The sequence below is a fragment of the Microbulbifer aggregans genome (genome assembly GCF_020524005.1).
Classification (GTDB): domain Bacteria; phylum Pseudomonadota; class Gammaproteobacteria; order Pseudomonadales; family Cellvibrionaceae; genus Microbulbifer; species Microbulbifer aggregans_A.
Genome location: NZ_JAIVKK010000004.1, coordinates 249,951 through 272,338 on the forward strand (window position 1 = coordinate 249,951; position 22,388 = coordinate 272,338).

Genomic DNA, 22,388 nt, shown 5'->3' on the forward strand with positions numbered 1-22,388 from the left:
TGGTGCGATCAGTTTTTACGAAATGCCTGCCACACCCCGAACAGAATCAGGCCGGCAAAGCCCACGGCGGCCCAGCCAGGGATCGAGAGCCCGAGCATGGTCCACTTCACTTCCGCGCAATTGCCGTCACCGGTGAGCAGGGTCCTGATCACGTCAGACATGGGGAAGACTTCGACCATATAGGTAATACCGGGTCCACAGGCTGGCACCTTGTCATCCGGCAGGCTCTGCAGCCACAGCTGGCGACCGGAAAAGTAGAGACCGCCGATGGCCCACAGGGAAATCAGCAGGCCGTACACCCGGCGGCCAATATTGCTGGCGCCTTTCGGGTTGTGCAGGAATGCGATCAGGGCTACCAGGCCCACACCCAGCAGCATCACACGCTGGGTAATACACAGCGGGCAGGGCTCCAGTCCCATCGCGTATTCAAGATAGAAAGCGGCGCCGAGCAGGAAAACCACGGCAAGAAAGGTCAGTAAAAAAGTAAGGCGCGGATTGGGCAGGGTCATAGATTATTTTCCGTTTTCTGCTTTCGGAAATAGTGCTGCCGGAACAGTACAGCCTGTTGCGACAAATCGGTAAACAGCGAATGAAAGTCCTGTTCCAGCGCCGCTGCATCGGCTAGAAACAGCGGTACCAGCTGGGCCAGGGGCTGCGGCCGTCTCAGGCGTTCACCCACCCGCACAAGGGTACGTTCAATCACGGCTACCTCGCGATAGCCGGGCAGCAGTTTAAATTGCTCGGCGCGCTGAATAAATGCCTGCGCGTTTTCGGGGATCCAGGGACTGCGTGCGCGAAAGTTTGACCAGCAAGTCTCAACAAAAGTTTCCAGCGGCTCGGAGTGCCAGGAATGCCAGTTGTTAGCGAGCAAGTGGTCGAACCAGATGTCGAGGCCGATGCCGCCCAGGCGCCGCCACTCGGGGCCTAGACGCCTCAGTGCGGTGACATACCCCGGGTGCCGGTCACTCAGCAGGTCAATGCGCCGGTGCAGGCGGATACCTGCTTCGATCGGCTCAGGCAGGTTGCCTTTGAGCGGCCCTTTGACGAAATCCCCAAGCAGCCCACCCAGCTGCCAGTCCGGGTCGGGACCGGAAAGCAGCAGGTGGGCGAGGTAGTTCACAGGAGGCCGATACGGTTAACTGAGGCGCTGCATCAGCGCTGGCAGAAAGTGTACTGGGCGTAGTACTTGCCGAGGAAGTCTTCGAAGCTGCCGGTGTCGGCCTCTTCGATACTCTGTTGTTTTTGCAGGGACTCTTGTGCAAGACGGACAAATTCCGCCTGTTCGCTGGCATCCAGCGGGCGATCCAGGAAGTACTGGCGATGTTGCTCCGCTTTAGCGGAGGCCCACTGGAAGAAGGTTTGCTTGTGCTCGTGCATCTCGGCCAGCATCTGCGCCGCCGGGGTTTTGGTTTTACCGGTGACTTTGTCGCGCTGGGCGTTCAGTGCGCGGGCATAGTCTTTACTGCTCCAGGCCTGGTCCAGGAGGTCTGCCATCGGAGCGATCTCATCCAGTAATTCAGCGGCCCAATCGGTGAGTTTGCGCTCACTGCCGTTGTGGATCAGCTGCAGCTCTGGGTCGCGACCGTGATAGACGATGCGCTGCTGGTTTTGCTGGATTGCGCGGTAGTCGGCGTCGTCGCTCAGGGGACTGTCGCTCAACAGGCAGTGCAACAGGAAGGCATCGAGGAAGCGCATCTGCGGGGCTTCCACACCCAGGGGCACGAAGGGGTTCAGGTCCAGGCAGCGCACCTCGATGTATTCCACACCGCGGGCGTCCAGCGCTGACAGAGCGGTCTCGCCCATACCGGCCGGGTTCTTCGGCCGGATCGGTGAGTAAAATTCATTCTCGATCTGCAGTAGGCCGGTGGAAAGCTGCTGGTAGTTGCCCTCTTCGTCTTTCACGCCCAGTTCGTGATACGGCCCATACGGCCGGCTGATGGCCGCGCAAAGCGTCGAAAGGTAATTTTGCAGGTCGTTGTAGCAGACAATCAGGGACTTCTGCGCGTCGCTGGTGTAGCCCAGGTCCCCCATGCGCAGGGACGTGGCCTGCGGGGCATAAAGGCTGCGGCCGTCGCCATCGAAGGGCTGCAGCTTGTGTTCGCGGCCCTGCACAAAGGTTCCGCACACCGCCGGTGCAGCGCCGAACAGGTAGATCAGCAGCCAGTAGTGGCGGCGGAAGTTGCGGATGAGGTCGAAGTAGCGGCGGGTCTTGAACGCGCACAGGGATTCTTTGTTACCCGTATTGTCGCCGCCCTCTTTTTCCTGCAGCCACTCCCAGAAGGTGTTTGGCAGGGAAAAGTTGTAGTGGATACCGGCAATGGTCTGCATTGCGCGGCCGTAGCGCAGGCCGAGTCCCAGGCGGTAAATGGTCTTCATGGTGCCGCTATGGGACTTGCCGTAGCGGGCCACCGGGATGTCTTTATCGCGGCCGATGCGCCCGGGCATGCTGTTGACCCACAGGCGCTCGTCGCCGATCTGGCTGTAGGTGAAGCGGTGAATCTGGTCGAGGATTTCCAGTGCCTGTTCCGGTGTTGCCACCGGCGGTGTGATGAACTCCAGCAGCGCCTCGGAAAAATCCGTGGTGATGCGGTCGTGGGTCATGGCTGAGCCGAGACCAACGGGGTGGTCGGTCTGGGCCAGTTCGCCGCCCGGGGTCACACGCAGGCTTTCTTTTTCGATCCCGCGGCGGATGTCTTTGAGCAGTGCCAGGGATTCCGGCTGGGCCAGTTCGGCCAGGTTAAATATGGGCACTCGAATCTCCTGTGAGCAGCCGGTTCGCAATCCGCCCGATATGGGGGCAGATTCCGGCGACTCAAGCCTGCGGTGTGGTGAGGGCCGATTCTGGGGGCTGATCCGGCTGGATTTCCGGGGTGTCACCCGGGTACTGGTCCGGATTGATCTCCGGTTGCGGTTCGGGTTCCACTTCCGGCGTCGGTTGTGGATCCACCTCCGGGTTGTACTCCGGCGGCGTTTCACTTGGCTCGGTTTGCGGCAACTCTTCCGGATCGCCGGCAGAGGCTGCTATCGGCTCACCCTGGGTTTCAGGTGATTCCCCAAGAGGCTCTTCACCCTGCGTCGCTAGTGGTTCATCGCTCAGAGCTGACTCCGGCACTGTGGGCTGGCGTTTGCCGTCCAGCTCGCATTCGAGCAGCTCGATACGCAGGGATACATTGCGCGTATTCGCCTCGAACATCTGGTTGATTGCAACGTCTTTGTGTTCGGTACGGAACAGTTTGGTGTTCTCGCGGCCGTCGATCCATTCGTTACTTTTGCTTAAAAACTGCTGGTGCTGATTGGTCAGCACGTAGACATGGCTCATGCGGGGGCACATCGTTGCTCAGACATGCAGGGCAGTTTAGCGGCGGCTGGGGGGAGGCTCAAGGATTGGGGGTGGATCCGGGCGTGTAGGAGCCTGCTTGCAGGCGAACAGGCCACTGCAATGGCGCCTGTTCGCCTGCAAGCAGGCTCCTACATCAAAGGTATCAAAGGGCTTTCAATGGATAGTGTTCTGGGTACGGCAAGCAGGCCGCGCCACTGTCGACTGCGGCGCGGGCCACGGCGCTGGCCACTTCCGGCAGCAGACGCGGATCCGTCGGCTTGGGCAGGATGTATTCCGCGCCGAAGGCCAGTTCGATGCCGCCATAACCGGCGCGCACGGATTCCGGTACCGGCTCGCGGGCGATCTTGCGGATCGCCTCGATGGCCGCCAGCTTCATATCTTCGTTGATACGGCTGGCGCGCACATCCAGGGCGCCGCGGAAGATAAACGGGAAACACAGCACGTTGTTGACCTGGTTGGGGTAGTCCGAGCGGCCGGTGGCCATAATCAGGTCGTCGCGGGTGGCGTGGGCCAGCTCCGGTGCAATTTCCGGGTTGGGGTTGGAGCAGGCAAATACCACTGGCTTGTCAGCCATGCGCTGCAGCTGCTCGGCAGACAACAGATCGGGCCCGGAAACGCCGAGGAATACATCGGCGCCCTCGATCGCGTCGTCCAGGGTGCGCATTTCGGTGTCCTGTGCCCACTCACCCTTGTAGGCATTGATGTCGGTACGGCCCGCGTGGATTACCCCGCGGCTGTCGAGCATGGTGATCTGGTGCTTGCGCGCGCCCGCGGCCAGCAGCAGCTTGCAGCAGGCGGTTGCGGCAGCGCCGGCGCCAAGGCAGACGATGCGCACGTCTTCGATTTTTTTCCCCTGGATTTCCAGTGCGTTGAGCATGCCCGCCACTGTCACGATGGCGGTGCCGTGCTGGTCGTCGTGGAATACCGGTACCGAGCAGCGTTCGATCAGAGCTTCCTCAATGTGAAAGCACTCGGGCGCCTTGATGTCTTCGAGATTGATACCGCCAAAGGTGTTGGCAATGGCGGCGACGGTTTCGATAAAGCGCTCGGGGCTCGGTGCCTCGACCTCGATATCTACCGAGTTGATGTCGGCGAAGCGCTTGAACAGCAGCGATTTGCCCTCCATCACCGGCTTGGACGCCAGGGGGCCCAGGTTGCCGAGGCCAAGAATCGCACTGCCGTTGGAAATCACCGCGACCAGGTTGCCCTTGCCGGTATACAGGTAAGCCGCCTCCGGGTCCTTGGCGATCTCGCGCACCGGCTCGGCAACCCCGGGGCTATAGGCCAGCGACAGGTCTTCCTGGGTGTGCGCGGGCGTGGTGAGTTCCACCGAAAGTTTGCCCGGTGTCGGCAAGGCATGGTAATCGAGCGCTGCCTGGCGCAGGGATTTGGTCATCAGGATGTCATCTCTATTGGTGTGTAACGCCCCCGATATTCTGTGATCGGCGGTCGGTGCTTGGTAGCGGGTTCTGGGTACAGAAGTGGGCGAAGAATAGCGAGACGACCGGAAATCCACAAGCTCAGAAAGTGAGCTTGTGGATTAATATTTTCTAATTTCGATAGTAAATTCGGAATCCGCAGCAATAAACCATCTTTTATTTTTCTTATTTGAGGATGCGTATTTCGGCCCTCTGTCAACCAGCCAGCCTTTCACTTCTATTTCGCGGTCTTGCCAATCGCGCCCACCGAAGTGGCCATAATCCCGCTCCGGATCGAGGCGCACGGCCACTGGCCCATCGAGCTCGAGCCACAGGTAGCGGTTCTGGTCGACATTCTTCACTGTGCCTGTAAGCCGCACGAAGCCGCCATCGCCCGGGCGTACGTCGGCCGCGTGTAACAGCGGCCAGACTCCGGGGCCCCACAGCCCACGGTGCGCCTGGCGCGCTTCCTCCTCGCGACTTGCCAGGCATTCCGCCAGTGCCAGGTTGGGTGCTTTCGCCACATGGAATGCAAGGCCGGCGGAGAGCAGTGCAGATTCAAGGCTGTCGCCGCGGTAGTTGTAGACATGGGCCAGGACACGGCCGTACTTGTCGCGGCGGTCGCGATCGTAAACCAGCTCAAGGTCCCCGCCGGCAAGAAAACGCTCCACAAACTCTTTTGACTCGCGCGCCAGCGGTTGCGCACGGCGACTGCCGTGGGCGATCTCCGGCGCATTTACCCCGATCAGGCGCACCCGTCGTCCATCCTTGAGGCGCAGCGTGTCGCCGTCCACGACCCTGCGCAGTGCGACCAGCTCGTCAGCGGGGCCGAGAACGCAATCCGCCAGCCCGAGTGACGGGATGAGCAGCAAACAGGCACAAAAAAAGGCACCGAGGTAAGACCTGGGTGCCTTTTTTGTTGCAACACACATGGCGGCTGCCAGTGCGGTGCCTGCGCGAAACGCGGCCGTTACTTGGAGATACGGCTGCCGAAACGCTTCTTGAAGCGGTCTACGCGGCCACCGGTGCTGGCTTGCTTCTGCTTGCCGGTGTAGAACGGGTGGCAGTTGGAGCACACGTCCAGCTGGATATCTTTGCCCAGGGTGGAACCCATTTTGAAGGTGTTGCCACAGGAGCAGGTCGCAGTGATTTCTACGTAGTTCGGATGGATATCGGTTTTCATGATGGCCTCTTTTCGACACCGCCACCGGATCGTTTGCCTGGCACGGAATCGTCGTTGGTGCAGGGGATGATTCCCCGGGCTGTTTAAAAAGTCGGCGCATACTATCAGATTAGCCCGGTGATTCAAGCATAAGGTTCTGCGTTATCATCGCCTTTTTTGCGCCAGCAGTAGGGAGTAGCGCTTTGGAGCTTGTGGGGGTTGAATCCGGTCAAAAACGGGAACATCCGGTCATACTGCGTCTGGCAGTTCCGGTGCCTTTGCGCCGCCTGTTTGACTACCTGCCGCCGGCAGGTCTCACCGCTGACGATCTGCACCCCGGGCAGCGTTTCTGGGTGCCCTTTGGCAACCGCAGTTTGGTTGCCGTACTGGTGGATGTGGTCAGTGAATCCCCTCTGGCAGAGCTCAAGCCGGCGCTGGAGCAGATCGATAGCCTCTCGGTATTTGATGATCGCAGTCGCGGGTTCCTGCAGTGGGCGGCGGACTATTACCAGGCGCCGCTCGGCGAACTCTACGCGGCCGCGCTGCCGGTAGCCCTGCGCAAGGGCAAGCCGGCGGACCACTGGGCGGAACAGTGGCTCGAACTTACCACCGAGGGCAAAGGCCTGCCGGAAACCGCGCTGGCGCGAGCCAAGAAGCAGCAGGAGCTGCTGCAACTCCTGTTGCGCAGCGGACGTCAGAGTCGCACCGTCCTCAACGCCCGCGGACTCAACACCACAGTGTGCAAGGCCCTAATCGAGCGCGGGCTCGCGCGCTGGGAGTCTGGCCCCACCGCACCACCGCCGATGGAAGAAGTGGCACCCCGCCCCGCGCCGGAACTCAATGACGAACAGCGCGAGGCTATTGACGCAGTTTCACTCGGCAATTTCAGCGCTTCCTTACTGGAAGGCACTACTGGTAGCGGCAAGACCGAGGTCTACCTGCGCCTGATGGAGCGGGCTTTGGCGGAAGGCCAGCAGGCCTTGCTGCTGGTACCGGAGATTGGTCTTACTCCCCAAACCCTGCGTCGCATTGCCGCGCGCTTCCCCGACCACCGCATCGCCGCCCTGCACTCCGGTCTCGCCGACGGTGAGCGCGCCCGCGCCTGGCTGTCTGCGGCCAGTGGGGTGGCGGATATCGTTATCGGTACCCGCTCGGCCATCTTCACCCCGCTGCCGAGGCTGGGGGTAATCCTGGTGGATGAGGAGCACGATGGCTCCTTCAAGCAGCAGGATGGCGTGCGCTACTCCGCCCGCGACCTGTCGGTAGTGCTGGCGCGCAACGCCGGTGTGCCGGTACTGCTGGGCTCCGCCACCCCGTCACTGGAAAGCCTGCACAATGCGCTGTCCGGCCGCTACCAGCACTTGCGCCTGCGCCACCGTGCCGGCAACGCGCGCCCACCGCAGATCAGTCTGGTTCCCACACTACACCAGCCGCTGCAGGAGGGGTTCGCGCCGCAGTCCCTGCGCCATATCGGCGATACCCTGGCGCGCGGTGAGCAGGCGCTGGTGTTCATCAATCGTCGGGGTTATGCACCCGCGCTGACTTGCGATGACTGCGGCTGGCTGGCGGATTGCCCGCACTGCTCCAGCAAGCTCACCCTGCACCGCCGCCAGCGGCACCTGCGCTGCCACCACTGTGACTACCGCCAGCCGGAGGTGCACCGCTGCCCCCAGTGCCACAGCCGCAATATCAATGCGCTGGGCACCGGTACCGAGCGCAGTGAGGACTTCCTTGCGCACACGTTTAGTGATTTTCCCGTGATTCGGGTCGACCGCGACACCACCGCCAGCAAGCAGGCTCTCGACCGGCTGCTGGAGCCGGCGCGCAATGGCGAGCCCTGCCTGTTGCTGGGTACCCAGATGCTGGCCAAGGGGCACCATTTACCCAAAGTGACCCTGGTGGTGATTCAGGATGCCGACGGTGGCCTGTTCAGCGCCGACTTCCGCGCCCCCGAGCGCATGGGCCAGCTGCTGGAGCAGGTGGCCGGCCGCGCCGGGCGCGGTGACCTTCCCGGCCATGTTCTGGTGCAGAGCCGCTACCCGGAACACCCGCTGCTGCAACTGCTGCTGAACAAGGGCTATGGTCCCTTCGCTCGGCAGCTGCTCGAAGAGCGTGAACTCACCGGCCTGCCGCCCTACCGCGCCATGGCACTGGTGCGCGCCGAGTGCGAAGAGCCTCGCTGGGCGGAGGAGTTCCTCAACAACGCGCGCAATTACCTGCAAGCGCTCGCGCCGCCCTCGCCCCAGCTTCAGTACCTGGGGCCAGTTCCCGCGCTGCTGGAGCGAAAATCCGGTCGCTTCCGTTTCTACCTGCAGATCACCGCGGAAAAGCGTGGTCTGCTCCAGGGGCTGCTGGCGCGTTTCACGCATTGGGCCGAAAGCAACAAAAACCGTCGCCTGCGTTGGGCCGTGGACATGGATGCGCAGGAGCTGTCCTAAACAGGCGGTCAGTCAGGTCGGAGACTGCACCGCCCGCCATCACGCGTTATCATTGCCTACTTGCAAACATCAATAAGATTTACGAGAGAACCCCATGAGCCGCCGCAACACCCGCCGCAAACAGTCTTCCGGCAAACCCGCATGGGTGTGGTTTGTGCTCGGCAATTTCGTTGGGGGCTTTGCGGTGTTCATCTTCCTGCTCAACGATATGAAAACTGAGCAGGCCAAGGTCACGGCAAAAAGTAGCAAGCCCGCGGCGGAGAAAGCGGCGCCCGCCGAATCCAAGCCACGCTTTGATTTTTATACTTTGCTGGAGGAAAACGAGGTCAAAGTACCCAAGCCGAAAAACCAGCAGGTACGGGTGCGCGACAGCGGAGACAAGAGTGGTGACAGCGGTAAAACTGTCGATCACAGCGACCCCGCCTCCGACCTCGTATACATCCTCCAGGCCGCCAGCTTCCGCGATGCCGCCGAGGCCGAGCGCCTGCGCGCGCAGCTGATGCTCGCCAACCTGGATGCCAAGGTTGAATCCGCCACTGACAGTCGAGGTACCTGGCACCGGGTACTTGTAGGCCCCTATACCAGCCGCTCGAAAGTCGCCAAGGCGCGGGAAATACTGGCGGATCACCGCCTGATGCCGCTGGTTCTGAAGCGCCCGGCGAAAGGGTAAGTGCTCGGGGCAGTTGGACGCCGGCAAATTCACTGCGCGCGAATTATTCCTTCGCTACCAGTTTCTGAGTAATCCAGTGCGCCACCGGCGCGATCATTGATACCAGCGGAAACGCGATCACCCACGCCACCAGCCACGCATGGAACCAGCGGGTCATGAATCCTTCGGACAGGCCGGTATTCATGACCGTCACCACCCCGGACATCATCGCCGACATAAACAGCGACATAAACAACGCGAAAACCAGGGTGTAATACCGGCGCTTGATACGAGCCACAGGCCATTCCTCGAAGGATGAATAAATTGGCGCCAATTATAGGTGGCATGGTCGAAAGTTGAAATTTCACCCCCTCGCCCACACTTAGAGGTACTCAACCCGAACAGTGAGGCACACGTGGAACAATATCGCGGTACAACCATTCTCTCCGTCCGTCGCAACGGCAAGGTCGTCATCGGCGGTGACGGACAAGTTTCCATGGGCAACACCATCATGAAAGGCAATGCCCGCAAAGTCCGTCGCCTCTACAACGACAAAGTCATCGCCGGATTTGCCGGTGGCACCGCCGACGCCTTCACCCTGTTCGAACGTTTCGAAGCCAAGCTGCAGGCCCATAACGGCCAGCTCACCCGCGCCGCCGTCGAACTCGCCAAAGACTGGCGTACCGACCGCGCCCTGCGCCGCCTCGAAGCCCTGCTCGCAGTCGCCGACGAAACCGCCAGCCTGATCGTCACCGGTAATGGCGACGTTATCCAGCCGGAAGACGACCTGATCGCCATCGGTTCCGGCGGCCCCTTCGCCCAGTCCGCCGCCCGTGCGCTGCTCGACAACACCGAGATGGATGCGCGCAGTATTGTTGAGCAGGGTTTGAAAATTGCTGGCGATATCTGTGTGTACACCAACCACAATCACACGATTGAAGAGTTGAGTTACTGATTGGGAAAGTGAGCGCAACCCTAAATCGAAGGGTGGGCGCCGGGATAAAGGTTTCAGGACTGTCGGAAACAGGGATGTTTCCGACAGAGCGTACAGGGATGTATTCACAGCGGTCCTGAAACCTTTATCCCGGTGATCACCCGCCACCGCACCAGCTTAGAACGGACGGTGTGCAAAAAATTATTGGTGATAGTTCGCCTGTAAGCAGGCTCCTACATTGAACGCCGAACATCGAATTACGAGTTTTGTTATGTCCATGACCCCCAGAGAAATCGTCCACGAACTCGACCGCCATATCGTCGGCCAGAACGACGCCAAGCGCGCCGTTGCCATCGCCCTGCGCAATCGCTGGCGGCGCATGCAGGTCAGCGAGGAACTGCGGGCCGAAATCACCCCGAAAAACATCCTCATGATCGGCCCGACTGGCGTAGGTAAAACCGAAATTGCCCGCCGCCTCGCCAAACTGGCGGGTGCCCCGTTTATCAAAGTCGAAGCCACCAAATTCACCGAAGTCGGTTACGTCGGTCGCGACGTGGAATCCATCGTGCGCGACCTGGTGGAAATGTCCATCAAGCTTGAGCGCGAGCGCGCCATGGCCGGCGTAGAACAGCGCGCGCAGGACGCCGCCGAAGAACGTGTCCTCGACGCCCTGCTGCCCCCCGCCCGCTCCACCGAGCCCGGCGACCGCGACTCCGGTACCCGCCAGGTGTTCCGCAAAAAACTGCGCGAAGGTGAACTCGACGACAAAGAAATCGAAATCGACGTTTCCGCGTCTCCCATGGGTGTCGAAATCATGGCGCCGCCCGGCATGGAAGAAATGACCAACCAGCTGCAGGGCATGTTTTCCAACATGTCCAAGGGCAAAACCCAGAAGCGCAAGCTCACCGTCAAGCAGGCGCTCAAGCAGCTTACCAACGACGAAGCCGGCAAGCTGATCAACGACGAAGAGATCAAGACCAAAGCGATCCAGTCCGCGGAACAGAACGGCATCGTATTCATCGACGAAATAGACAAGGTGGCCAAGCGCCAGGAAAGTGGAGGTGCCGACGTTTCCCGCGAAGGTGTACAGCGCGACCTGCTGCCGCTGATCGAAGGCTGCACCGTTACCACCAAGTACGGCATGCTCAAGACCGATCACATCCTGTTTATCGCGTCAGGTGCCTTCCACCTGTCCAAGCCCTCGGACCTGATCCCCGAGCTACAGGGCCGCCTGCCGATTCGCGTAGAGCTGAGCTCGCTGACCTCTAACGATTTCCAGCGCATTCTCACCGAGCCATCCGCTTCCCTGACCGAACAGCAGAAAGCGCTGATGGAAACCGAAGGCGTAAACCTGAGCTTCTCCGAAGACGGTATCCGCCGCATTGCCGAAGTCGCGTTTGACGTGAATGAGTCCACCGAAAATATCGGTGCACGCCGCCTGCACACCGTGCTCGAACGGCTGCTGGAAGAAATTTCTTTCGTCGGTGGCGATGGCGATACTTCTATCACCATCGATGCCGCTTATGTCGATAAGCACCTGGGTGAGTTGAGTAAAGACGAAGACCTGTCCCGCTTTATTCTCTAATCCCAATCTCTGTAGGAGCCTGCTTGCAGGCGAATGTTCGCCACGCCGGGCACTTCGCCTGCAAGCAGGCTCCTACAAGGTGATAACTTTTTGGATCCATCATGTCCCCGCCAAAAAAAATCCGATTGGACAAATCGGATAAAAAACTCATTCTGCAATACGCCGATGGGGAATTTTCCCTGCCAGCGGAATACCTGCGAGTGTATTCCCCCAGTGCAGAAGTGCGCGGCCATGGTGTCGGCGAAGGGACGTTGGTGAGCGGAAAGTTGCATGTTGGCATGGAAAAAGTGGCAGCCGCCGGACGCTATGCGCTACAGATATTCTTCGACGATGGCCACGATAGTGGCATTTATACCTGGGCCTATCTGCGCGAGCTGTGCGAGCAGCAGGAACAAAAATGGCAGGCCTATCTGGAAAGACTGAAAAGCGAAGGTAAAGGTCGCGACCCGGACGAGAGCGCAGTGAAATTTATCGACTGACAATCGGCACGATGGTGCCGTTTTTGTTAATAAAAAATTAACCAACTATTCACATCTTGTGGCCGTCGTGTCACTACGCTGTCACCCGCAGCCGATTAAATCCCCGCTCCAAAATAATTTTGAGTTCGGGGCAACAATGATTCCTTTCACCAAAACACCGCTGGCTTTAAAGCTGGGATTTATCCTGGCCGCCTTCGCACTGATTCCCGCTTGTAGTGACGACAACAACCGCAATGATCCTCCGGTCGTTACGCCAGATCCTGATCCCGGTAGCGGTGGTAGTGAAACGCCTGAGCGGACACTGAGCTTCAGCGGCGTACAGGCCCCGGCTACCGATAGTGAAAAACGCCAGATTCTGGCTTCACCGCTAGTGACTGTAGACGGCGAGGAATATGAAATCGGATTCCATACCTTGCTGCGCTCCGGAGACTCCGTAAATGCCAACGTGGTTTTTGGCCAGCTGGTAGACGCCGCCGGTCAGCCGCTGTACGACGAAGACGGCATGCTCAAGGTGACTGATGCCAACGAGCACACTTCCCTGCTGCCGATCGGCGATCGCCTGTTTTCTGTATCGCAAATGGAAACCCGCCCGGGTGCCATGTTCCTGATGGAGCTGGATCAGGACGCCACTACCGGTGAACTTTCCACCAAAGACCTGTGGCAGATCGACCAGTCTGGTGTAGACGGTGGCTGGGTACACTGTGCTGCGTCGGTAACTCCGTGGAACGCGCACCTGGCGTCCGAAGAATACGAGCCGGATGCCCGTTACCTGCCGACCAGTGTCGAGGTTGAAGGCGATGGTTACTCCCGCACCATGCTTGAGTACTACGCCGACCCGAGCCAGTGGAACCCCTACTTCTACGGCTGGAATATCGAAATTAATGTAGCCGCCGAAGGCGATGCCGCGCCGACCACCGACCTGGTCAAGCACTACGCCATGGGCCGTCTGGCCTTCGAGCTGTCCTACGTAATGCCCGATTCCAAAACCGTATATATGACCGACGACGGCACCAATGTCGGCTTCTACATGTTTATCGCGGATGCCGAAGGCGACCTGAGCGCCGGGACCCTGTATGCGGCCAAGTGGAACCAGACTTCCGCCGAAGGCCTCGGTAGTGCCGACCTGGAGTGGATTTCCCTGGGCCACGCCAGCAACGACGAGATCAATGTTGCGGTACACGGTGCCGACGGCGTTCCGGCTCTCACCTTTAACGATCTTTTTGAAGTGGATGCCGAAGGTTGTGTCGAGACCGCTACCAACGGCAACACCGAGTGCCTGAGCGTGAAAGCGGGCATGGAAACCGTGGCATCCCGCCTCGAGACCCGTCGCTACGCGGCGCTGATGGGCGCTTCTACCGAGTTCCGCAAGGAGGAAGGTGTGACCTTCGATCCGGCCGGCAGCAGGCTTTACGTGGCCATGAGCGAAGTACGTAAAGGCATGACCGACGGTGCCGGCCATATCCAGATCGCCGAAGAAAATTCCTGCGGCGCTATCTATCAGCTGGATGTCGCCGCGGACAGCGAAATCGGCTCCGATTACGTTGCCATCAACATGAGTGGCCTGATCGGGGGTATTCCCGCGGAATACCCGGAAGACAGCCCCTTCGCCAGCTACAGCTGCGACGCAGATTCAATTGCCAGCCCGGACAACGTCACTTTTATCACTGGTTACAATACCCTGATCATCGGTGAAGACACCGGTTCCGGCCACCAGAACGATGTGATCTGGTCCCTCAATTTGGACGCAGTGGACGCGGCGGATTACACCGCTGGCCTGACTCGTATCCAGACCACGCCCTATGGCTCCGAGACCACCTCACCCTACTGGTATCCGAACATCAACGGCTTCGCCTACCTGATGAGCGTGATCCAGCACCCCTATGGTGAATCCGACGGTGACAAACTTGCCCCGGGCTCCCTGGAGCACCGCGCCTACACCGGCTACGTGGGTCCCTTCCCGGCGATGGATGTCAGCGACGAGTAAATGATTACTCGCCGTAACCCCTCGCACAGAGCCCCGGTCGAATTCGGCCGGGGCTCTGCCTGTTAGTGAACTCGAGTCAGATCCATGCGTGTATCCATTCCACTAACCGCCGTTGCCATTGCGGTTTTTTCCGGGTATTTATTTGGCAGCGAAAAAAAACTGCCCCAAGAGCCGGCAAACCTCGGCCGCCTCTACCTGTCCAATCCTACCGCCGTGACCCCGCCCCAGTGCTATACGAAAACTGAAAACGTTGAGGCTGCGGCGAGCAACCCCTGTTACGTCTGCCACACCAACAGCCAGGCCCCGAATTTCACCAACGATCCTGACCTGCAATTGCTGTACGACTTTGCCGAGCCCGCGCGTACCAATCGCTGGCACAACCTGTTCAAGGACCGATCCGGTTACCTGGCGGCAGTGAGCGACGACGAGATTCTGGAGTACGCACGCGAGGACAACTACCGCGCGGCAAATGATCGCGTGACGCTGGCTGACAAGCTGACCGACGACCTGCCCGGCCACTGGGACGGCAACCGCAATGGCCGCTGGGACGGCTATGTGCCGGACGCGGGGTTCAACTTTGACCGCCACGGTTTCGACCGCGACAGCGAAGGCCGCTATACCGGTTGGCGGGCACTGGCCTATACACCCTTCCCCGGTACCTTTTTTCCGACCAACGGCTCCACCGACGATGTGCTGATCCGCCTGCCGGCGATGTATCGCAACACGGAGCAGGGGCACTACGATGCCACGGTCTATCGCGTGAACCTGGCCATTGTCGAGGCATTGATCAAACGCCGCGACGTTGCCATTGAACCGGTGGACGAAACCGTTTTTAACGTGGATCTGGATAAAGACGGCAAACTCTCCACGGCCAGGCAGGTGACCTACGACTGGGCGCCGCGAGAACAACGCTTTATGTCTTACGTGGGTGAGGCGCGACTGGCGCAGCAGCGTGAAGAAGCGCCCCTTTCCGCCGGCTCCTATCCGCTGGGTACAGAATTCCTGCACAGCGTGCGTTACCTGGACGTCAACGGCGATAGCGAAGTGGTCATGGCGGCGCGTATGAAGGAATTGCGCTATGCCCGCAAAGTGCGTTGGGTAAATTACTTCCAGCATCGGGAACTGGCTGCGGATGAGCTCAAGGACGCACACGATTTCCCCGACCGTATCGAGCCGGTAATCGGCGATATCGAACGCGGAATCAGTAATCGCCGCGGTTGGCGCTATAGCGGATTCATCGAGGATGCGCATGGCGAGCTCCGCCCGCAGTCCTACGAAGAATTGGCGACCTGCGCCGGTTGCCACGGCGCCATCGGAGCCAATGTCGACGGTGGCTTCGCGATGACCCGCAAGCTGGACGCCGGCGACAGTTTTCAGCGGGGCTGGTATCACTGGACCCAGAAACCTTTGAATGGTGTGCCCGAGCCGCGCCGTGAAGACGGCGAGGGAGAGTATGCGTATTACCTGCGCCAGGTCGGCAACGCCGACGAATACCGCTCCAACGGGGAAGTGCGCGCGCGCTTTTTCAACAATGACGGAACCCTGCAAGCCGCGATGCTCGACAAACTCGCCGAAGACATCAACGTGCTGATCATGCCTTCCCGCCGTCGCGCCCTCGATCTGAACAAGGCCTACCGGGCAATCGTCGAGGAGCAGAGCTACCGAGAGGGCCGCGATGCGGTGCTCACCCCAAGGGAAAACCTGCTGCGGGAAGTGGCGGAAGGGCAGGAAACCGGGGTGGAGAGCGTGTCTTCCTATTTCTGAACTGGTTTCTGAGCTGGCGGTGATTTCCGGGCCGGGCCAGCGGAGCACTCGCAGGTCCGGTCACAGCTCTGTAATATCTCTCCGTTCTAATCTGCGCCTTTATGTGCCAGTTCTTGTTCGGGAGTTACAGAATGATCCGGAAATCCATGACTAGTGCCCTCTCTTTGGCGGTGCTGCTTTCCTCTATCCACAGCTATGGCGAGGGGTTGCCGTCGCGCCAGCAGGGCAGCCACTGGTATAGCGAAGGCCAGGCAGCCCTGCAACGGGCCACTGAGCGTGAGATCAATAACAAACGCGGTGCTGCCAAGAACATCATTCTTTTCGTGGGTGATGGTATGGGGATTTCCACCGTCACCGCCGCACGCATCCTCGCCGGCCAGCAACAGGGGCTCGCGGGTGAGGAGTACCAGCTCAGCTTTGAAAAGATGCCCTTCGCCGGCCTGATCAAAACCTATAACACCAACCAGCAAACACCGGACTCCGCCGGTACCGCCACCGCGATGGTCACCGGGGTCAAAACCAAAGCGGGCTTTATCAGTGTCGATGAAACCGTGGCCCGTGGTGATTGCCCAGCGAGCCTGAAACACGGCCTCACCACTGCACTCGAGCTGGCCGAATCCCAGGGCAAACGCACAGGTATCATCAGCACAGCGCGTATCACCCACGCCACCCCGGCCACCACTTATGCCAAAGTGCCCGAGCGCGACTGGGAATACGAGGCCCCTGAAGGTTGCCGCGATATCGCCGCGCAACTGGTGGAAATGCCGGTTGGCGATGGTATCGATGTGATCATGGGTGGTGGCCGCCGCGGCTTCCTGCCAGCCAATATGACCGACCTCGAAGGTGTTGCCGGCAAACGCAAAGATGGCCGCAACCTGGTGCAGGAGTGGCAAAAGCGCTACGGCAAGAGCGCGGTATACATCGAGGATCAGGTTGGATTTTCCAAGCTCGATAGCAAATCCACCGATAAACTGCTGGGATTGTTCCAGCCTTCCCACATGCGTTATGAGTCCGACCGCAAGAATGACAAGGCCGGTGAACCCTCACTGAGCGAGATGACCGCCAAGGGCCTCGAACTGATGCAGAACAGTGATAAGGGCTATTTCATGTTGGTGGAAGGCGGTCGCATTGACCACGGCCACCATGCCGGTAATGCCTACAACGCTCTGCACGATGCCGTGGAGTTCGCCAATGCGGTGCAGGTCGCAATGGAGAATACCGATCCACGCGATACCCTGATCATTGTCACTGCCGATCACAGTCACACCTTCACCATCGCCGGCTACCCGACCCGCGGCAACCCGATTCTCGGGAAAGTGGTGAGTAATGATGAGCGCGGTGAGCCCATGGATCACCCGCAATTGGCTGCCGATGGCCAGCCCTACACTACTGTGGGCTATGCCAATGGTGCGGGCTATGCCAACCGGGGCGAGGAAACCAATGCCGATGGACGTGAAGAATTACCATTGCACGCGGGCCGTGTCGACCTGGCCAAGGTAAACACCCGGGCGCCCGGTTTTCATCAGGAAGTTCTGGTGCCCGCGCCCAGTGAAACCCACGGTGGTGAGGACGTTGGTATCTGGGCCCGTGGCCCCGGCGCACATCTGCTGAGTGGTACCAATGAACAGAGCTTCATCTTCCATGTAATGACACATGCAGGTGGGTTGCTGGGCGAAGACTAAATCCACGGTTTAATTTGGCGCGGAGGCTCGCTATTTGCGCTGTTGTTGCCACGTCTCGCAGGCAAATAGTTGTTCGCATCCGCACTCGATACTTTCCCGCAGCTGCTCCAGGCGCAACTGCGCCTGATCCAGCAGGGGTATCAATTCCCCGTCCAATTGATCGCCGGTGAAGGCAACAAAAGCGCGCAGCAGCCGCAGGTCGCGCCAGTCTCCCAGGTCGCTGGCGAGTTTGTTGAGGTGTTTGCAGCGGCGGCCAATCTGCCTGGGTTTCCGCTTTTTCATTAAGCGGCTGTGATACCACTGGTCTTTAACTCGCTTGCGAAGGGTATGAAAGTGCTCGTCGTCGCCCTCGGCAAAGGCCGCCTGCATCGCTTTATAGGCCCGCCGGTAGCTGACGGTATAGCCCCGCAGTAAATCCTTGTTGCGGAGCGGTTGCAGATCCCAGTGTTCAATTCGCTCCAGGCCTTGTTCGAGCAGTTGCTGGGCTTGCGCTAATGCCTGATCCGACTCCGTTGTATCAATGCGAGCCAGCAGCAAAGCTACAGTGGCGGGAAAGCGCTTTGCTTCCAGTTGCTTGGTGAGGGCATTGTGCAGGGATGCGGGGTCGCGGCTGCCGGAAAGGACTTCGGCGATTTGCCGAAAGTGCGCATTCTCAAATCGATAGAGTTGCTCAGTGGCGGGTGTGGCTGTTCTGATTAATCGAACCAGTGCGCGAATTTTTTTACAGTGCTTTCGCACCTGGTGAATTGCATCGTCTCTACAGAGATGAGCGCAAGCGTGAAGGGCTACTTTTATCTGGTGTTTAGTAGCCTCTTCGATATTTTTTGCAACAGGGTGGCGAGGAGAGAGTTCGTAGCTCATTGGAACGCTAGCCTGGGGCCTTGGTAAAGATAGGGTAATTCTAGGCTGCCAAGCGCAAGTATAAGAAATGCCGTATGAATATGCGGCTTTGAAGGTGGGTCCGAAGGCCACTGGTTTTGTGTATGTGTATTGGCGTGAACTTTTGGATGGCGTGCTCTGTGAGGGTATGGCTAATACCGGGTGGCTAGGACGTTGGAGGAGAGCAAGAGCTCCAGCCGTTGCTGGTGTCTGCAGCACGCGTAACGTCAGGGGTTTGTACAATTTTTGAGCGACGGTGTCGGCGGCTTAGCGCTCAGGATCATTAATTGAGCTAGGACCTCTAGTTATTAAAGATGGACCTAAAATAGAGGGCGGCTCAGGAAAATGTGCGCTTATTAGGATGAAAACACAAATTTATTCTTAAAGTAGGACAAAATCTTATCGGGAATTAATTTTTGGTTAGATACATCTCTTTCAATCAATCCCCAGTTTCCAGGTGGTCTCCCCTTGAGATATTTATCCTAAAAATATTCGATTTTTGTAAAGTCATGCATGAAGTGTGCCATAAGGGGGGTGCAACATTTCGAATAGTCGATTTTTTTGTGCATTTGGTTACATTTTCTGTTTGTTTGGAAAAATATAACTGAGGGGTTAGGGAGGTTAGTCGTCATATTCTTGTTTAGTGAATTTTTTCACGACAACTTTCCAATGCCAATTTTTGGGGGGCTAACTAATTGAATAAATTAAAAAGAATATTTGGGGGCGCCAGCGCGCCACTTAAAGCAAGTGTGTCTACCGCTGTGCTGGCTGCAGTACTTTCTCCTGTTACTTTCGCTCAAGAAGATGACAGCGCTATTAGCGAATCCAATGTGGTTGCGCAAGAGCAGTCCAGCGTTTCCATTCCGCAGGGTAAAGAAGACGACGCCGCTGTCGAAGAGGTAGTTGTTACCGGCTCACGCTTGAAGCGCGACACTTTTTCAAGTATCGCTCCATTGCAGATCATTGATGCCGAGGGCGCCCGCGAAGCTGGTGCAATCGATACTTCTTCTATCCTGCAGACCAGCGGTGCCGCCAGCGGTCAGCAGATCGACCTGACTTTCTCCGGTTACGTTCTGGACAACGGCCCCGGCGCTGCTACTGTCAGCCTGCGCGGTCTGGGCGCTGATCGTACACTGGTGCTGCTGAATGGCCGTCGGTTGGCGCCCGCGGGCGTAGAAGGTGCGCCGGTTGCGGCTGACCTCAACCTGATCCCGTCTTCACTGGTTCAGCAATACGATATGCTGCTGGATGGTGCATCTTCCATTTACGGCTCTGATGCAGTGGCTGGTGTCACCAACGTCATCCTGAAAAAGGATTTCGAAGGCGTAGATTTCGAGGTGTTCAGTAAAGCTCCGCAGCAGGGAAATGGGGAAGAAACCACCATGAGCCTGAGCTGGGGTAAAAACTTCGATCGTGGCTTTATTGGTTTCGGTGCCGAGCATTTCACTGCAGACGCGGTAACCCTCGCAGATCGCGCGTGGACCGACAGCTGTGAACGCAATGTGGAAATCGGTACTGACGGCAAGATCTACCACGACGACGCCTACTACAGCAATGTCTTGGGCATGGATATGTCAGAAGGCTGTGCTGTAGGCCTGTTGGCTGGTCGAGTTTCTGTACCTGTCGCCGGTAGTGTTTATTACACTCCGGGCAGTGCCCAGGGCGCGTGGCCGGGCTTCTCTGAGTCCAATGCTCTCGGGTTCCCGGTAGATGCGGATGGCGACGGTGTGACCGACGTAAACTTCCGCAATCACGATATCAATGGTAATGATCTGTTTACCCACCTGTACCCAGAGCAGGAACGTATCAGCCTCATGACCTACGGCGAATACACCTTCGAAGGTGATATGAACCTGACCCCGTTCTATGAGGCCAGCTACGCCAAGCGTGAAACCTTTATCAACAGTGGCGCTTCCCAGCTGTTCCCGGTTGTCCCGGGCAGCAACCCGTTCAGCATTTGTAACCCTGCAGGCATGCGCGGCGTGGACTGTGGTGAGGCATATGATGCCCTGCTGACGAACCCTGAATTTGCGTCCCAGTTCCAATCGGTTTATGGGGTTACCCCTGCTGAGTTTGGGGCTGTATATGGTCAAGAGTTGCTTGTTGGCGCTATCGGCCCCGCAGCTACTCAGCCCATTGTTTCCGTACTTGGTGACCGCAATACCACTGACGTTGAAGTTTCTCAGATGCGTTTCGTGACCGGTCTGCGCGGTGACCTGCCCATGCTGAACGTGGGCAGTCTGTCTGACTGGTCTTTTGAGCTCTCTGGCTCCATTACCAAGTCTGAAGGCAAGTCCCACCGCTACGGTATTCGCGGTGATCGCCTGAGTCAGTCACTCAACACCACCCGTGAAGATCCGAACAACCCGGGTTCCTATATCTGTGATCCGCTGCCCGGGGAATCTACCTGTGTGCCGGTCGATATGTTCGCAGACTCCTTGTACGAGGGTGTTGTGGGTGATTTTGCTACCCAAGCCGAGCGCGACTACCTGTTTGATAGCCGCGATTTCGACACTGCCTACTATCAGTCTATCTTTTCTGCGTACGCATCCGGTACCGTGGCTAGCCTGCCTGCCGGTGACGTGATTGTTGGTGTGGGTGCAGAACTGCGTAACGATCGCATCAAGTCCCTGCCGGACGATATCGCTCGCGATGGTCTTTTCTTCGGGTTCTTCTCTGATGGCGGTGCCACCGGCAGCAAGGACACCAAGGAAGCTTTTGCCGAAGTCGAAATTCCGGTGGTATCCGGCAAGTTCCTAGCGGAAGAGCTGACTACCAACCTGTCTGCACGCTACACCAAAGACGAGTTCTACGGTGGTGCCTGGACTAACTCCGCCAAGATTGCATACCGCCCGGTAGAGTCTCTACTGCTGCGTTCAAGCTACGGTACGTCCTACCGTGCACCGAACCTGCGCGAAAACTTCTTGATGAATCAGACTGGTTTCCAGAACGTATTCGATCCCTGCATGATTCCGGATGCTGCGCTGGATGAACTCAGCGGTGGCTACAATGCTGCATTGGACACTCGCTCTCCTGAGGTTCTCGCAAACTGTGTTGCTTCAGGTGTGGATCCCACTGTTCTTGAAAACGGTGGTGTGAATAGTTATAGCGTGGAAGTGGCCCGCGGTGGCAACCTGGATCTGCAAGAAGAAACATCTGAGTCCTTGACCGTGGGCTTCTCGTTTGATCAGCCGTTCTTCGCTGGATTCGACCTTACCTTAGGCATGACCTACTACGATATCGAGATTGAAAGCTCGATCGTAGAGCCAACCCCGCAGTTCCTGATCAACGACTGTTACACGAACCCGAACGGCAACAGCGCTTTCTGCTCGCAGCTGACACGCAATGATGAAGGTAGATTGGGTCTGATCGACGCTGCCTTCGTGAACCGGGACAACGAAGTGGCGCGCGGGTTTGATTACAACATCCGTTACGCGCAGCCGGTAACCCTGTTTGGCGCACCATTTGACCTGTCTGCAAACTTCACCTTTAACCGGGTGCTGGAGCGCACGCTGACCTACGTTTCCGACGACGGCGTTCCGGATGTTGAGCGGTATCATGGCACTTTCGGCTACCCTGAGTGGAACGCTCGAGGCGAGTTCCGTGTTGAGTACGATAAGTACCGCTTTACCTGGACTACCCGCTACCTGGGCTCAATGGAAGAGGATGATATTTATGTCGATGAGTTCAGTGATATTTTTGACTCCAATAACACCGGGTTCATCTCTGATACCTGTGTTGGCGCAGCCAACGGTGGCGTGGACTGCCGTAATGTAGGCTTCGCGGACGATTACATGGTGCACTCCGCCTCCCTGTATTACTACGCGGATACTTGGACTGCCGGACTTGGTGTGAGCAACGTGTTCGACGAAGCTCCGCCCCAAGTTGACGGTGGTGCATATGTAACATCCATCAACAACACGCCAATCGGCTACGGCTACGACCTGCAAGGCCGTACCATGTTCCTGAATCTTCAGAAGAATTTCTGATAGTATCCAGGTTGAAAAAGCCCGCATTTATGCGGGCTTTTTTTTCAAAAAAATATTTATTTGATAGTTTTTTATAGGGTATCGA

At 58.3% G+C, this 22,388-nt stretch carries 18 protein-coding genes; 9 read left to right on the forward strand and 9 right to left on the reverse strand.

The features are described 5' to 3' along the window. Positions 1–8: 8 nt before the first annotated feature. The 7 genes from LC093_RS08705 to rpmE form a co-directional block, all read right to left on the reverse strand. Positions 9–509, reverse strand: a complete 501-nt coding sequence (locus LC093_RS08705; protein WP_226664216.1) for a disulfide bond formation protein B — start codon at positions 507–509, stop codon at positions 9–11. Further along, on the reverse strand, positions 506–1,120 hold the full coding sequence (locus LC093_RS08710; protein ID WP_226664218.1) for an ACP phosphodiesterase: 615 nt from the start codon (positions 1,118–1,120) through the stop codon (positions 506–508). Before LC093_RS08710 ends, LC093_RS08705 begins: the two co-directional genes overlap by 4 nt. 32 nt (positions 1,121–1,152) lie before the next feature. Then, positions 1,153–2,751: a glutamate--cysteine ligase gene (gshA, locus tag LC093_RS08715; protein WP_226664220.1), complete on the reverse strand. Its 1,599-nt coding sequence runs from the start codon at positions 2,749–2,751 to the stop codon at positions 1,153–1,155. Positions 2,752–2,812: 61 nt separating this feature from the next. Further along, positions 2,813–3,319: a hypothetical protein gene (locus tag LC093_RS08720; RefSeq protein WP_226664221.1), complete on the reverse strand. Its 507-nt coding sequence runs from the start codon at positions 3,317–3,319 to the stop codon at positions 2,813–2,815. A gap of 163 nt (positions 3,320–3,482) precedes the next feature. Beyond that, positions 3,483–4,736: a malic enzyme-like NAD(P)-binding protein gene (locus LC093_RS08725; RefSeq protein WP_226664223.1), complete on the reverse strand. Its 1,254-nt coding sequence runs from the start codon at positions 4,734–4,736 to the stop codon at positions 3,483–3,485. A gap of 144 nt (positions 4,737–4,880) precedes the next feature. Continuing rightward, positions 4,881–5,690 (reverse strand): thermonuclease family protein, encoded by an 810-nt coding sequence (locus tag LC093_RS08730; RefSeq protein WP_226664225.1) that lies wholly within the window; start codon positions 5,688–5,690, stop codon positions 4,881–4,883. 38 nt (positions 5,691–5,728) lie between these two features. Then, positions 5,729–5,941 carry a 50S ribosomal protein L31 gene (rpmE, locus tag LC093_RS08735; protein WP_226664228.1) on the reverse strand — a complete coding sequence of 71 codons (213 nt, stop codon included), beginning with the start codon at positions 5,939–5,941 and terminating at the stop codon, positions 5,729–5,731. 191 nt (positions 5,942–6,132) lie between these two features. Here rpmE and LC093_RS08740 point away from each other — a divergent pair, with 191 nt between their 5' ends. Beyond that, positions 6,133–8,358, forward strand: coding sequence for a primosomal protein N' (locus LC093_RS08740; RefSeq protein WP_226664744.1), 2,226 nt, complete (start codon positions 6,133–6,135; stop codon positions 8,356–8,358). 94 nt (positions 8,359–8,452) lie between these two features. After that, the gene (locus LC093_RS08745; RefSeq protein ID WP_226664230.1) at positions 8,453–9,028 is read left to right on the forward strand and encodes an SPOR domain-containing protein; all 576 of its coding nucleotides are present in this window, start codon (positions 8,453–8,455) and stop codon (positions 9,026–9,028) included. A 43-nt stretch (positions 9,029–9,071) separates the two neighbouring features. On the opposite strand, the gene LC093_RS08750 is transcribed toward LC093_RS08745, so the two are convergent. Beyond that, positions 9,072–9,305, reverse strand: coding sequence for a DUF2798 domain-containing protein (locus LC093_RS08750; RefSeq protein ID WP_226664232.1), 234 nt, complete (start codon positions 9,303–9,305; stop codon positions 9,072–9,074). A gap of 117 nt (positions 9,306–9,422) precedes the next feature. Here LC093_RS08750 and hslV point away from each other — a divergent pair, with 117 nt between their 5' ends. From hslV to LC093_RS08780, 6 genes are all read left to right on the forward strand, one after another. Further along, entirely contained in the window at positions 9,423–9,962 is a 540-nt protein-coding gene (gene hslV / locus LC093_RS08755; protein ID WP_226664234.1) for an ATP-dependent protease subunit HslV, read from the forward strand. A gap of 250 nt (positions 9,963–10,212) precedes the next feature. After that, positions 10,213–11,526 (forward strand): ATP-dependent protease ATPase subunit HslU, encoded by a 1,314-nt coding sequence (gene hslU, locus LC093_RS08760; protein WP_226664235.1) that lies wholly within the window; start codon positions 10,213–10,215, stop codon positions 11,524–11,526. Positions 11,527–11,627: 101 nt separating this feature from the next. Next, positions 11,628–12,005 carry a gamma-butyrobetaine hydroxylase-like domain-containing protein gene (locus LC093_RS08765; RefSeq protein WP_226664238.1) on the forward strand — a complete coding sequence of 126 codons (378 nt, stop codon included), beginning with the start codon at positions 11,628–11,630 and terminating at the stop codon, positions 12,003–12,005. A 136-nt stretch (positions 12,006–12,141) separates the two neighbouring features. Beyond that, positions 12,142–13,989, forward strand: coding sequence for a PhoX family protein (locus LC093_RS08770; protein ID WP_226664240.1), 1,848 nt, complete (start codon positions 12,142–12,144; stop codon positions 13,987–13,989). Positions 13,990–14,073: 84 nt separating this feature from the next. Next, entirely contained in the window at positions 14,074–15,753 is a 1,680-nt protein-coding gene (locus tag LC093_RS08775) for a hypothetical protein (RefSeq protein ID WP_226664242.1), read from the forward strand. A gap of 146 nt (positions 15,754–15,899) precedes the next feature. Then, complete coding sequence (locus LC093_RS08780) at positions 15,900–17,435, forward strand: alkaline phosphatase (protein ID WP_413231495.1); 1,536 nt, start codon at positions 15,900–15,902, stop codon at positions 17,433–17,435. Between the two features lie 30 nt (positions 17,436–17,465). Here LC093_RS08780 and LC093_RS08785 read toward each other — a convergent pair whose 3' ends face one another. Continuing rightward, complete coding sequence (locus tag LC093_RS08785; protein ID WP_226664745.1) at positions 17,466–18,296, reverse strand: CHAD domain-containing protein; 831 nt, start codon at positions 18,294–18,296, stop codon at positions 17,466–17,468. Between the two features lie 713 nt (positions 18,297–19,009). Here LC093_RS08785 and LC093_RS08790 point away from each other — a divergent pair. Next, positions 19,010–22,303 carry a TonB-dependent receptor domain-containing protein gene (locus LC093_RS08790; RefSeq protein WP_226664245.1) on the forward strand — a complete coding sequence of 1,098 codons (3,294 nt, stop codon included), beginning with the start codon at positions 19,010–19,012 and terminating at the stop codon, positions 22,301–22,303. The last annotated feature ends 85 nt before the right edge of the window (positions 22,304–22,388 follow it).

Bases quoted from the DNA above. Each gene is read 5' to 3' on its own strand.
- LC093_RS08775 (WP_226664242.1), top strand. From the start codon at position 14,074: ATGCGTGTATCCATTCCACTAACCGCCGTTGCCATTGCGGTTTTTTCC.
- LC093_RS08745 (WP_226664230.1), top strand. From the start codon at position 8,453: ATGAGCCGCCGCAACACCCGCCGCAAACAGTCTTCCGGCAAACCCGCA.
- rpmE (WP_226664228.1), bottom strand. From the start codon at position 5,941: ATGAAAACCGATATCCATCCGAACTACGTAGAAATCACTGCGACCTGC.
- LC093_RS08770 (WP_226664240.1), top strand. From the start codon at position 12,142: ATGATTCCTTTCACCAAAACACCGCTGGCTTTAAAGCTGGGATTTATC.
- LC093_RS08720 (WP_226664221.1), bottom strand. From the start codon at position 3,319: ATGAGCCATGTCTACGTGCTGACCAATCAGCACCAGCAGTTTTTAAGC.
- LC093_RS08785 (WP_226664745.1), bottom strand. From the start codon at position 18,296: ATGAGCTACGAACTCTCTCCTCGCCACCCTGTTGCAAAAAATATCGAA.
- LC093_RS08780 (WP_413231495.1), top strand. From the start codon at position 15,900: ATGACTAGTGCCCTCTCTTTGGCGGTGCTGCTTTCCTCTATCCACAGC.
- LC093_RS08730 (WP_226664225.1), bottom strand. From the start codon at position 5,690: ATGTGTGTTGCAACAAAAAAGGCACCCAGGTCTTACCTCGGTGCCTTT.
- LC093_RS08705 (WP_226664216.1), bottom strand. From the start codon at position 509: ATGACCCTGCCCAATCCGCGCCTTACTTTTTTACTGACCTTTCTTGCC.
- LC093_RS08725 (WP_226664223.1), bottom strand. From the start codon at position 4,736: ATGACCAAATCCCTGCGCCAGGCAGCGCTCGATTACCATGCCTTGCCG.
- LC093_RS08765 (WP_226664238.1), top strand. From the start codon at position 11,628: ATGTCCCCGCCAAAAAAAATCCGATTGGACAAATCGGATAAAAAACTC.
- hslU (WP_226664235.1), top strand. From the start codon at position 10,213: ATGTCCATGACCCCCAGAGAAATCGTCCACGAACTCGACCGCCATATC.